Genomic DNA, 11497 nt, shown 5'->3' on the forward strand with positions numbered 1-11497 from the left:
AACATCTCCCGGCTGCTCTGCGCTCAATCCCTCACTTGCTGTAATGCGCCTTGGCGTCGTAGAGCACCTCTTCGGTGATCGCCGCCACCCCGTGGTCACGGGCGAAGGTTTCGGTGTTGGTTTTCACCTTGCCGCGCACGAAAAAGGGGATCTTGCGCAGGGCGGCTTCGCCGTCGGCACTCCAGACGGCGGTGCCTTCGGTCACGGTGGGAGGTGCCAGTGTGGCGGTGGCGCCCGCAGCAGCGGTGCCGTTGGCCGCTGCTGCCATGGACGAACCGGCCACAGCGGCCACATCAGGCTCGTGTGCCGCAGCCTGACGGGGAGGAGCTCCCTCGGCCAGATGGCTGCGGTGTCCTTCGACGAATTCGAAGTCGTGGCGGAACATGCCGATCAGGTGTTCCTCCAGGCCCATCATCAGCGGGTGCACCCAGGAATCAAAGATCACGTTCGCCCCTTCCCAACCCATCTGCGGGGCGTAACGGGCGGGCACGTCCTGCACATGCAGCGGAGCGCTGATCACCGCACAGGGAATGCCCAGCCGTTTGGCGCTGTGGCGTTCCATCTGGGTGCCCAGCACCAGTTCCGGCGCGGCCTCTCCCATCGCCTTCTCCACGGCCAGGTAGTCGTCGGTGATCAGGGCTTCAAGGCCAAGCTCCTTGGCCGCGGCACGCACCTCGCGGGCCAGCTCGCGGCTGTAGGTGCCCAGACCCACCACCGTGAAGCCGAGTTCATCGGCGGCGATGCGGGCGGCGGCGATCGCATGGGTGGCATCGGCAAAGATGAACACCCGCTTGCCGGTGAGGTAGGTGGAATCCACCGAGCGCGAATACCACGGCATTCTTGAGCGCAGGTCGGCTTCGTTGGCTTCAGGCGCTTCGAGATCGAGCACGGTGCTCAGTTCAGCGAGGAACCGCCGCGTGGCTCCCACACCGATCGGCACGGTGCGCACCACCGGCGTGCCGAACTGGCGCTCCAGCCAGCTGCAGAGCGGCCCGGCCACTTCCGGGTAAAGGCACACATTGGCGTCTGCCTCTGGTAGCCGCACCAAATCGGCGGGCCTTGCCCCCATCGGTGCCACCACGTTCACGTCGATGCCGTGTTCGCCCAGCAGACCGCGAATCTCTTTGATGTCGTCGCGGCAGCGGAATCCCAGCAGGCTCGGCCCCAGCAGATTCACCCGCGGCCGGCGGCCCTCGGCCCTCCAACGATCGGGTGAGGGCCGCGGGGTTCCTGGCGCTGGCAGCTGCTCGCGCAGCAGGGTGCGGCAAAGCTGATAGAGGGTTTCGGCCGCCCCCCAGTTCTCCTTTTTGGAATAGGCGGGCAGTTCCAGGTTCACCACCGGCACGCCGAGGTTCATCCCACCGGCGAGGGCGCCTGGCTGGTCCTGGATCAGTTCCGCCGTGCAGCTTTCGCCCACCAGCAGGGCTTCGGGCTGGAACCGGTCTACGGCCTGCTGGATCGAGCGCTTCACCAGCTCAGCGGTGTCGCCGCCGAGGTCGCGGGCCTGGAAGGTGGTGTAGGTGACCGGCGGACGGCGATCCCGCCGCTCAATCATCGTGAACAGAAGGTCGGCGTAGGTGTCGCCTTGGGGTGCATGCAGCACGTAGTGCAGCCCTTCCATCGAGGCGGCGATCCGCATCGCGCCCACGTGGGGGGGGCCTTCGTAGGTCCAGAGGGTCAGTTCCATTTCAGGAGTTGGCGGCGGTGCAGCGGACGGGCGAACAATTCGGCGAGATCGGCGGCCTGATCAATGCCGTGGATGGGGCTGAAGACAAGCTCAATGGACCACTTTGTGGCGATGCCTTCCGCCTCGAGCGGATTGGCGATTCCCAGCCCGCAGACCACCAGATCGGGACGGGCGGCGCGCACCCTCTCCAGCTGACGCTCCAGATCCTGGCCCTCACTGAGCTGGGTGCCCTCCGGCAGCAGCGCCAGCTCTTCCGCCATCAGCGGCCGATCGAGATAGGGGGTGCCGACCTCCACCAGCTCCATGCCGCATTCGCGGCTGAGGAAGCGGGCCAGCGGGATCTCCAGCTGGGAGTCGGGCATCAGGAAGAGGCGCTTGCCTTCAAGTTGACGCCGCAGCGGCGCCAGCGCGCGGCGGCCCCGCTCCACCAGTGGATCGAGCACCTCCGCCACCAGGTTGGGGTCGACCCCGAAGGCGGCGGCGGCCGCTGCCATCCAGGCGCGACTTCCCTCCACCCCAAGGGGATAGGGGCTGGGGAGCCGGGTGGCGCCGCGGCGTTCGAGCGCCCGCACCGTGTCGCTGAGGAAGGGTTGGGCGAGCAGCAGCTTGGTGCCCGGCCCAACGGCTGGTAGAGCGGTGGACTGGCGGGGCGGCAGGCTGCGCACCGGACCGATCCCCAGGCGCTCGAACAGGGTGAGGAACCGGTCCTCGACGCCATCGGCCAGGGTTCCCACCAACAGCAGCTGGTTTTCGTCGCTGCTGGGCAGCAGCGGAACCAGCGCGCTCAGGGCGCCGTCCTCCCCCTGGGTAAAGGTGGTTTCGATGCCGCTGCCCGAGTAATTCACCACCCGGACACGGCCGCGCATGCGGGTGTTGATCCGCTCCGCCGCCTTGGCCAGGTCGAGCTTGATCACTTCCGACGGGCAGGAGCCCACCAGGAAGAGGGTGCGGATCTCGGGGCGGCGCTCCAGCAGATCGTTCACCACCCGGTCGAGCTCTTCGTTGGCATCGGCCAGGCCTGCCAGATCCCTTTCACCCAGGATCGCTGTGCCGAAGCGGGGTTCGGCGAAGATCATCACCCCTGCCGCCGACTGCACCAAGTGCGCGCAAGTGCGGGAGCCCACCACCAGAAAGAAGGCATCCGGCATGCGGCGGTGCAGCCACACGATGGAGGTCAGACCACAAAAGACCTCCCGCTGGCCGCTTTCACGCAACAAGGGCGGCAGGGTTGGCGTCGAGGCCATGGGCACGGGTGTTGGTCCCTTCCTGGTTAATCCGTCGGGCGGCAAAGAGTGGGGGAAGCGGGCCTCATCAGCGCTTTCCTTCACAGGGCGTAACGCACTGGAACCCATGAGCAGCGCTTATCGGGTTCACCATGGACGGTGATGGGAGGGGGCACCCAAATCGCTTGACGCAGGGGTACCTCGAAGAGCAGTGTTCCTAGCGAACCTCCTCCTCACAGTTCCGGAGTCGTCAATGGCGAATGAAACCATGGGCATCGCCCTCGGCATGATCGAAACCCGCGGCCTGGTGCCCGCGATCGAAGCGGCCGACGCGATGACCAAAGCCGCAGAAGTGCGTCTGATCGGTCGTGAGTTCGTCGGCGGCGGCTACGTCACCGTGCTGGTGCGCGGCGAAACAGGCGCTGTCAACGCAGCCGTTCGCGCCGGCGCTGACGCCTGTGAGCGCGTCGGCGACGGCCTCGTGGCTGCCCACATCATTGCCCGCCCGCACCGTGAAGTCGAACCGGCGCTCAACAGCAGCTTCGGTCTGGGCTCCAAGGACTGAGAGCTGAAGCGCCCCTGAATCGCGGGCTGCCCAGCTTTCCCCTTCCCACCCGACCCACCACGAGATTTCCTCCATGAGCAAGAAGTACGACGCCGGGGTCAAGGAGTACAGAGACACGTACTGGACTCCCGACTACGTCCCCCTAGACACCGACCTGCTGGCCTGCTTCAAGGTCACCGGCCAGGAAGGCGTTCCCAAGGAAGAAGTGGCTGCCGCCGTTGCCGCTGAATCTTCCACAGGCACCTGGTCCACCGTGTGGTCCGAGCTCCTCACCGATCTCGACTTCTACAAAGGCCGCTGCTACCGCATCGAAGACGTTCCTGGCGACAAGGAATCCTTCTATGCCTTCATTGCCTACCCCCTCGATCTGTTCGAGGAAGGTTCGATCACCAACGTGCTCACCTCCCTGGTGGGCAACGTGTTCGGCTTCAAGGCCCTGCGCCACCTCCGTCTGGAAGACATCCGCTTCCCGATGGCCTTCATCAAGACCTGCCCCGGCCCGCCGAACGGCATCTGCGTCGAACGCGACCGGATGAACAAGTACGGACGTCCCCTGTTGGGTTGCACCATCAAGCCCAAGCTCGGCCTCTCCGGCAAGAACTACGGCCGGGTGGTTTATGAGTGCCTCCGTGGCGGTCTTGACTTCACCAAGGACGACGAAAACATCAACTCCCAGCCCTTCCAGCGCTGGCAGAACCGTTTCGAGTTCGTGGCAGAAGCCGTGAAATCGGCAGAGCAGGAAACCGGCGAGCGCAAGGGGCACTACCTCAACTGCACCGCCGCCACTCCTGAAGAGATGTACGAGCGGGCCGAGTTCGCCAAGGAACTGGGTCAGCCGATCATCATGCACGACTACATCACCGGTGGCTTCACCGCCAACACCGGTCTGTCGAAGTGGTGCCGCAAAAACGGCATGCTGCTGCACATTCACCGTGCGATGCACGCGGTGATCGACCGCCATCCCAAGCACGGCATCCACTTCCGGGTGCTGGCCAAGTGCCTGCGCCTCTCCGGTGGCGACCAGCTGCACACTGGCACCGTGGTGGGCAAGCTCGAAGGTGATCGTCAGACCACCCTGGGTTTCATCGACCAGCTGCGTGAATCCTTCGTTCCCGAAGATCGCAGCCGCGGCAACTTCTTCGACCAGGACTGGGGCTCCATGCCCGGCGTCTTCGCCGTGGCCTCCGGCGGTATCCACGTGTGGCACATGCCCGCACTGGTGGCGATCTTCGGCGACGATTCCGTGCTGCAGTTCGGTGGTGGCACCCACGGCCACCCCTGGGGTTCCGCTGCTGGCGCCGCTGCCAACCGCGTGGCGCTTGAAGCCTGCGTCAAGGCACGCAACGCCGGTCGCGAGATCGAGAAGGAGAGCCGCGACATCCTCATGGAAGCCGCAAAGCACAGCCCTGAGCTGGCGATCGCTCTCGAAACCTGGAAGGAAATCAAGTTCGAGTTCGACACCGTCGACAAGCTCGACGTCGGCTGATTTTCCCCAGCCCGTGGTGGCGGTGACCCGTTTCACCGCCACTGCGGGGCTCTTTTGAACCTTCCCCTCCACTTCAAGGACCCCCATGCCCTTCAAGAGCACCGTGGGTGACTATCAAACAGTCGCCACCCTGGAGACCTTCGGCTTTCTTCCGCCGATGTCCCAGGACGAGATCTACGACCAGATCGCTTACATCATTGCCCAGGGTTGGAGCCCGCTCGTTGAGCACGTCCACCCCAGCCGTTCCATGGCCACCTACTGGTCGTATTGGAAACTGCCCTTCTTCGGTGAGAAGGATCTGGGCGTGATCGTGAGTGAGCTCGAGGCCTGCCATCGTGCCTACCCCGATCACCATGTGCGCCTGGTGGGCTACGACGCCTACACCCAGAGCCAGGGTTCCTGCTTCGTGGTTTTCGAAGCGCGCTGAAGCGGTGTCGGTCCCGCTTCGGCGGGACCTCATCCCCTTCTTTTCTCTCCAATCGTTCGCAGCTTGTCCAGCGCCGCATCGAAGGGTCGATCGGTCTGGGGCTGTGCGCGATGAACGTTCACTGGCACTTTCCTTACCGGGCGGATATGGCAACTCAATCCAGTCGCGAAGCGGCACTTGCACGTCGATTGGCACTTTCCACCGCCGGAAAGTCGGCTGAGAAGCGTTATTCCTCCAGTCCCAACCGGGTGCGCGGCGCTGCAGAAGCCCGCCCGGCGCGCACCGTGGAAGCTGCCCCGCCCAAGCCCGCAGCTGTCGTGTCAACTCCCGAGCGCCGCTCGCCCCGCTTTGAACAGCTCGGCGCCGCTCCCAGTGCCTCCAGCCACCGCTCCATTCCCTCGCGCATTGCCAACCCCAGCCGGGATCTGGTGCTGGCTCGCCGTGAAGCCCTCAGCAAGAAGGGCAAGCGCGCCGACACCAGCCGCGATCGCACCCGCACGGAAGCTCCTTCCACCTCTGCCGCCTCCGCCAAGCCGGCCGATTGCAAGTGCAAGGGCAACACCGAAGCCGCGCCTGCGGCAGAACGTCCCGCCGCCTCGGCGTCCTGGTCGCTCGGCAACGGCCGCGCCGCCAGCCTGGGCTCCATCACCTCCCCCAGCCGCAGTGATGAGCGCCGCCTTTCCGGCAACCGCCGGGTTGCCCAGCACAATCCCAGCCGCGCCCGGGGTCTGGCCCGCCGCGAAGCGCTCTCCAAGCACGGCAAATCCGCCGCCACCAACGGCTCCAACGGCACCGCCGCCCTCGTGCGGCAAGGCAACCCTGAAATGAGCAGCCGCGAACTCGCCCAGCGCCTCCGCGACCTCAAGAGCAAGAACGGCGCCGGTGCCGTGGGCCCCTGCGGTGGCACCACCCGCCCCTGCGGCCCCCGCCGTGGCACCAACCGGCCCGAGGGTGCTCAGGACGCCACCTGGAAAGTGGGCGCCAGTGAAACCACCCGCGGACAGGTGGTCACCGGCACCCAGGCCAACCGTTCCGAGAAGACCACCGGCAACGAGGCCAGCACCTGCCGGCCGATTACCGGCACCGAATACATGGGCGCTGACATCTTCCGGATGTTCTGCCAGAACGAGCCCACCCCCCTGCAGCCCGCCAAGGTGCGCGTCACCGCCACCTCCCACGGCAACCGCGTCACCGGCAATGAAGTCGGTCGCTCCGAGAAGGTCACCGGCGATGAGCCCGGCACCTGCAAATCGGTCACCGGCACTGAATACATTTCCGCCAACCAGTCGGCGGCCTATTGCGGCAGCACCGCTTCCCCCAGCCCCCGCAAGGTGGGCCTCAGCCAGACCCTCGGCGGTCGCCCGGTTTCCGGGGTGATGGTGGGCCGTTCTGAGAAGGTCACCGGCGATGAGCACGGCGCCTCGGTGCGCACCACCGGCACCCAGTACGTGGGCAGCGATTCGATCGCCAGCCCCGGCCAGGCGCCGGCCAAGGTGGGCCAGGTGCACACCCTCAGGGGCACCGGCATCACCGGCACCCTCGTGGGCCGCTCTGAGAAGGTCACCGGCAATGAGCCCGGCACCTGCCGCCGCGTCACCGGTGATGAGTACATCGGCAGCCAGCAGTTCGAGGGCTTCTGTGGAGAGAGGCCCGAACCGGAAGCCGCCAAGGTGGGCTTCAGCCTCACCGGCAAGCAACAGATCGTCTCCGGCACCAGCACTGGCCGTTCCTCCAAGGTCACCGGCGATGAGCCCGGCACCTGCAAGGCCGTGACCGGCACGCCCTATGCCGGCCTCGAGCAGGCCTCCGGCTGGTGTGCCCCTGATGCGGTTCGCACGATCCGTCAGCGGGTTCCTGTTGGCATGGGCACTCCTGGCGCGCGCCTCAGCGGCCTTCAACCCGGCATCGGTGGCATCATGACCGGCGCCTCCAAGGGCGCCTGTGAGCCCGTCACCGGCACCCCTTACGTGGGCGCCGACCAGTTCAACGCAGCCTGCAGCGCCGCCGCAGGCCACGAGGCTGATTTCCCCCAGCCGCTCGACACCCAGCCCTGGCAGCAATTCAGCGTCCAGTCGCCAGCTCGCGCTGCCCACCAGCAACGGGAGCGAAGCCAAGCTGTGACGGGAACCCGCTACGAAACCAGCGCCAGGATCACCGGCCCTTTTGACCTGGCCGGTGACAAAGTCACCGGCACTGAACAGTTCCGCTTCGATCGGCCCACCAGCCCCAGCATCCCTGCCACCATCCCGATGGCCCGGCGCATGGCGCCCGGCCCCGCAGCCGTCTCAGCACCCCCAGCCGCTGAACCGGTTGTCGATGATCGTCCGCTCTCCCGGGTGACCGGTGAAGGCATCTCCGCCGGCCTGCATATCACCGGCGACGACTGGGACCGGGGCAAGCGGGTCACCGGCACGGAAGGCGTTTCGGCCCGCCGCCGCAATCCCACCCGCACCGGCCCGATGTCGGCGATGGCTCCCGTCCAGCCAAAGCGCAACGATGAGATTGCCCAGCCGGTGAGCCGCGTGACCGGCTCCAGTGGCGGTTCGGACATGGGCTCTTTGATCACCGTCTCCGGTGGTGCCCGCGGTTGATGCTTCGTTTCCTCCCTTCGCTCGGCTGCTGACGTTGGCTTCTTCGCGCCGCTATCCCTCCGTCGAGAGGCCTCTGGCTCCCACGGCACCGAGGCGCCGTCAGGACCAGACAGATGTTCAGGGGCTCACCCAAGAGCCGTTTCAGACCCTGGCTCCAGAGTCAGTTCAGGCGCCCGTTCCCGAATCCCTGCTTCGGTCCGCCGATCCCCTCTCGCTGGCCCGCGCCAGGGCGGGAGCGCGCGGCACACCTCGTCCGGTGCGGCCCATGCGCGGCCGCCGGCCCCTGCCTGCAGGAACACTGCACCCGCTCACCGATGCAGCGGCCAACGAACGCCTGCATGCCTACGACGCGCAGGTGAAGGGATCCTTTGACCGCATCGTTCCCGTGCTCAAGCGGCTTTCGGCGCTTCAACACGAATCTGACTTCATCGCCCAGGCCCAGGAGCATGCCCGCGCTGAGCTGGGTTTCGAGCTGCCGCTGCCCATTCTGGAAACGGCCTGGGTGCAGCAGCTCGATATGCGCACCTTGTTTGCCTGGTGCGTGTTCGAAACCTATGAACAGGTGAGCGGTGCCTTCTTCCGCGAGGATCCACTCGAAGGCCAGGACGGTACGGCGGCGGCCGAGGCCTTCAATTCTTTTTTGCTCGCGTGCGGATTCCATCTGCTTGATGTGACCCCCTGCGCCGATGGGCGTCTGGCCCATGCGATCACCTACGCGCTCCGCCTGCCATTCAGCTCCGTGCGCCGCCGGCCCCACGCTGGCGCCCTGCTCGATGTGGAGAACACGGTCGACCGCTGGGTGAAGACCGAGCACCTGCGCTATCGGGAGGGCCGGCCGAATCCGGCCCATGAGCCCACCCGTTACCTCAAGGTGGCGCTGTATCACTTCAGTTCCCGTGACCCGCTGCACGAAGGATGCGCCGCCCACGGCTCCAACGACGTGCTGGCCGCCGCCGCCGCCTTCGCCCGCCTCCAGGATTTCCAGCAGGCGGTCGAAAACAGCTTCTGTTGTGGCGCTTCGGTGGATCTGCTGTTGATCGGCATGGACACCGACACCGACGCCATTCGGGTGCATGTTCCCGCCCGCGATGGGACAACGGATCTGGAAAGCTGGCTGGATGCCCGCCAGGCCTACGACGACACCCAGGCCCTGGGCCCCGATGCCGCCCGCCAGAAGCTGCTGGCCCTGGTGCGCCAGGCGGCCCCCGGTGAACCCGACGACGGCATGGTGGCCCTCGTGGCCCGCCTGCTGGAGCACAACCTTTCCCAGATCGATTATGTGCGTGGCTACCACGACGGCGCCTATGCCGATGCAGGCCATGCCGAGCGTTTCATCGGCGTGGGCATCGGCTTCAAAGAGATTCACCTACGCAATCTCACTTACTTCGCCCACATGGACACGCTGGAAGAGGGCTCCGCAGACGTGGATGTGGGCGTGAAGATCTTCAAGGGATTGAATGTGTCACGCGGGCTGCCGGTGCCATTGGTGGTGCGCTTCGATTACCACGGCAGTGTGCCCGGGGCGCGGGACCGGGCCATTCAGCACTGCCGCCGCACGGATGCGGCCATTCGCAACCGGTACAGTCAACTTGGGTCGGAGGGTCTGCTACACACATTGCTGACTGTGCGCGACCGTGATCAGCACGCTCCAGCTGAGGCAGTAGGGTCCTCTATCAGCTTCGGCACAGAAGGAGGGCACTGAGATGTTGATCTGCAGAGTGCTCAAGCCCCTGGTGGCGACCAATCGCATTCCCGAGTTCAAACACAAGCACCTTCAGGTGGTGCTCGATGGCAGCTCCCAGAAAGTGGCGGTCGACGCCGTCGGTTGCATTCCCGGCGATTGGGTGATCTGTGTGGGCAGCTCGGCGGCCCGGGAAGCGGCTGGTAGCAAGTCGTATCCCAGCGATCTCACGATCGTGGGCATCATCGATCACTGGGATCCTGAAGCTGGATCGGCCGAACGGAGAGCGTCCTGATGGAGATCATGCAGGTCACCGGATCGCTTGTCTGCACCCAGCGGATCGAGGGCCTGCGCCACTGCAATCTGCGGGTGCTGCGCAACACCAAGGGCAAACTCAGCGTGGCGGTCGATCCGATCGGTGCCATGCCCGGGAACTGGGTGTTCACCGCCAGCGGCTCCGCGGCCCGTTTCGCCACCGGCAATCCCGACATCCAGACCGACCTGACCATCGGCGGGATCATCGACCTGTGGGATCCGGACGGTTGACCCTCCCCGCTTCACCTTCCTCACCGTCCGTTCCCGCCGCCCCATGGCCACCCCCTCCTCCCGCCAACCTTCGTCTCGCCGCACACCGCCCGCCGCTGCCGTGACCCCTCCGGCCACGACCACGGCACCCGCGGAACCGGCCAAAGCGTTGCCTGCCGCCACCACTCCAGCTGCAACGGTGCCAGCGGCTTCAACGGCCGCTGCGGCACCCGCCACCACCTCGCCGGTGGCTGGGCCTACCGCCAACGCCGCCCCTGCTTCCAGCAGTGGCGGCGCGGCAGCAGAGGCGCCGATCACGGTGCCCGCGAAGGCGGTCGCCACCAGCAGCCCGGCCCGCTCGGCGCCGGTCCGCTCCTCCAGCAGCCGGCGGGCGTCCTCCACGCCTACCCCCCGGCGGGCAGCCACCTCCCGTGCTGCCACGCCCGCTGCCAGCCGCGGCACCTCCCGCGGCGGCAGCGGCACCCCCCCCACCCCATCCCCTTCTGAGAGCACAGCCATGGCCTCCACACCGACCGGCATCGCCCTCGGCATGATTGAAACCCGCGGCCTGGTGCCGGCGATCGAAGCCGCTGACGCCATGACCAAAGCGGCCGAAGTCACCTTGATCTCCCGCGAATTCGTGGGCGGCGGCTACGTGACCGTGATGGTGCGTGGCGAAACCGGCGCCGTGAACGCCGCCGTGCGCGCTGGTGCCGACGCCTGCGAGCGGGTGGGTGATGGCCTGGTGGCGGCCCACATCATTGCCCGCCCCCACTCCGAACTGGAGCCCGTGCTGACCTTCAGCGGCGCCCTGCGCAGGAGCTGATCATGCAGGCCGGTACCCATCCCCGGGTGCTCGGCTATCTCGGCCGGGCCCTCAGCCTGGAGCTCTCTGCGGTTCAGCAGTACATGACCCAGGCGTCACTGCTGAGCCTCTGGGGTCAGGCGGCGGCGGCAGAGCGCTTCAGGCTCGACACCGCCGAAGAGATGCAGCATGCCCAGCGCCTTGTGGAACACATGTTGCTGCTCGGTGTGGCCCCGGCTGCCTCGCAGCTCACACCTGTGAGCGTTGCCGCCGACCTAGTCGGTCTGCTGCGGCGCAATGCCGAGATGGAGCAGCGCCTGATCGATCACTACGGCGAAGCCAGCCGCTTCTGCGCTCTGATCGGCGACACCGCCAACGGCCATTTCTTCCACCGCCTCTGGACGGAGGAACGGCTCCATGGTGAGCAGTTGCAGGAGTGGCTGCAGCAATTGCTCGGTGAGCAGGGTGCTTTCGTGAATCAACGCGCCACTTTTTGAGTTCGGCCCC

11 protein-coding genes are annotated in these 11497 nt (G+C 66.4%); 9 read left to right on the top strand and 2 right to left on the bottom strand.

The genetic code is table 11. From position 1 onward, the window contains the following. Positions 1–31: 31 nt before the first annotated feature. Together KBY97_RS07585 and KBY97_RS07590 are read right to left on the bottom strand one after the other, a co-directional pair. Positions 32–1687, bottom strand: a complete 1656-nt coding sequence (locus tag KBY97_RS07585; protein ID WP_255146097.1) for a ferredoxin:protochlorophyllide reductase (ATP-dependent) subunit B — start codon at positions 1685–1687, stop codon at positions 32–34. Further along, the gene (locus KBY97_RS07590) at positions 1678–2931 is read right to left on the bottom strand and encodes a ferredoxin:protochlorophyllide reductase (ATP-dependent) subunit N (protein WP_255146098.1); all 1254 of its coding nucleotides are present in this window, start codon (positions 2929–2931) and stop codon (positions 1678–1680) included. Before KBY97_RS07590 ends, KBY97_RS07585 begins: the two co-directional genes overlap by 10 nt. A 232-nt stretch (positions 2932–3163) precedes the next feature. On the opposite strand from KBY97_RS07590, the gene KBY97_RS07595 reads away from it, so the two are divergent. The 9 genes from KBY97_RS07595 (at position 3164) to KBY97_RS07635 (ending at position 11487) form a co-directional block, all read left to right on the top strand. Continuing rightward, a complete protein-coding gene (locus KBY97_RS07595; RefSeq protein WP_015107695.1) occupies positions 3164–3475 on the top strand; it encodes a BMC domain-containing protein in 312 nt (103 codons plus the stop codon). Positions 3476–3548: 73 nt separating this feature from the next. Further along, positions 3549–4961 carry a form I ribulose bisphosphate carboxylase large subunit gene (locus KBY97_RS07600; protein WP_094513223.1) on the top strand — a complete coding sequence of 471 codons (1413 nt, stop codon included), beginning with the start codon at positions 3549–3551 and terminating at the stop codon, positions 4959–4961. Positions 4962–5046: 85 nt separating this feature from the next. Continuing rightward, positions 5047–5388, top strand: coding sequence for a ribulose bisphosphate carboxylase small subunit (locus KBY97_RS07605; protein WP_094513225.1), 342 nt, complete (start codon positions 5047–5049; stop codon positions 5386–5388). A gap of 146 nt (positions 5389–5534) precedes the next feature. Continuing rightward, positions 5535–7979 (top strand): CsoS2 family carboxysome shell protein, encoded by a 2445-nt coding sequence (locus KBY97_RS07610; RefSeq protein ID WP_255146099.1) that lies wholly within the window; start codon positions 5535–5537, stop codon positions 7977–7979. Between the two features lie 34 nt (positions 7980–8013). Beyond that, positions 8014–9681 (top strand): carboxysome shell carbonic anhydrase, encoded by a 1668-nt coding sequence (locus KBY97_RS07615; RefSeq protein WP_399217477.1) that lies wholly within the window; start codon positions 8014–8016, stop codon positions 9679–9681. Position 9682: 1 nt separating this feature from the next. Further along, positions 9683–9955, top strand: a complete 273-nt coding sequence (locus tag KBY97_RS07620) for a carboxysome peptide A (RefSeq protein ID WP_255146101.1) — start codon at positions 9683–9685, stop codon at positions 9953–9955. Next, positions 9955–10206 (top strand): carboxysome peptide B, encoded by a 252-nt coding sequence (locus KBY97_RS07625; RefSeq protein WP_255146102.1) that lies wholly within the window; start codon positions 9955–9957, stop codon positions 10204–10206. The genes KBY97_RS07620 and KBY97_RS07625 overlap by 1 nt, the downstream gene beginning before the upstream one ends. 226 nt (positions 10207–10432) lie before the next feature. Next, positions 10433–11011 carry a BMC domain-containing protein gene (locus tag KBY97_RS14750; protein ID WP_399217499.1) on the top strand — a complete coding sequence of 193 codons (579 nt, stop codon included), beginning with the start codon at positions 10433–10435 and terminating at the stop codon, positions 11009–11011. Positions 11012–11013: 2 nt separating this feature from the next. Beyond that, the gene (locus tag KBY97_RS07635) at positions 11014–11487 is read left to right on the top strand and encodes a ferritin-like domain-containing protein (RefSeq protein ID WP_255146103.1); all 474 of its coding nucleotides are present in this window, start codon (positions 11014–11016) and stop codon (positions 11485–11487) included. Positions 11488–11497 lie beyond the last annotated feature (10 nt).

Source organism: Synechococcus sp. ATX 2A4, from assembly GCF_024346375.1.
Classification (GTDB): Bacteria; Cyanobacteriota; Cyanobacteriia; order PCC-6307; family Cyanobiaceae; genus MW101C3.

Coding starts and splice junctions, on each gene's coding strand:
- KBY97_RS07635 (WP_255146103.1), top strand. CDS start 11,014: ATGCAGGCCGGTACCCATCCCCGGGTGCTCGGCTATCTCGGCCGGGCC.
- KBY97_RS07600 (WP_094513223.1), top strand. CDS start 3,549: ATGAGCAAGAAGTACGACGCCGGGGTCAAGGAGTACAGAGACACGTAC.
- KBY97_RS07590 (WP_255146098.1), bottom strand. CDS start 2,931: ATGGCCTCGACGCCAACCCTGCCGCCCTTGTTGCGTGAAAGCGGCCAG.
- KBY97_RS07605 (WP_094513225.1), top strand. CDS start 5,047: ATGCCCTTCAAGAGCACCGTGGGTGACTATCAAACAGTCGCCACCCTG.
- KBY97_RS07585 (WP_255146097.1), bottom strand. CDS start 1,687: ATGGAACTGACCCTCTGGACCTACGAAGGCCCCCCCCACGTGGGCGCG.
- KBY97_RS07620 (WP_255146101.1), top strand. CDS start 9,683: ATGTTGATCTGCAGAGTGCTCAAGCCCCTGGTGGCGACCAATCGCATT.
- KBY97_RS07610 (WP_255146099.1), top strand. CDS start 5,535: ATGGCAACTCAATCCAGTCGCGAAGCGGCACTTGCACGTCGATTGGCA.
- KBY97_RS07595 (WP_015107695.1), top strand. CDS start 3,164: ATGGCGAATGAAACCATGGGCATCGCCCTCGGCATGATCGAAACCCGC.
- KBY97_RS07625 (WP_255146102.1), top strand. CDS start 9,955: ATGGAGATCATGCAGGTCACCGGATCGCTTGTCTGCACCCAGCGGATC.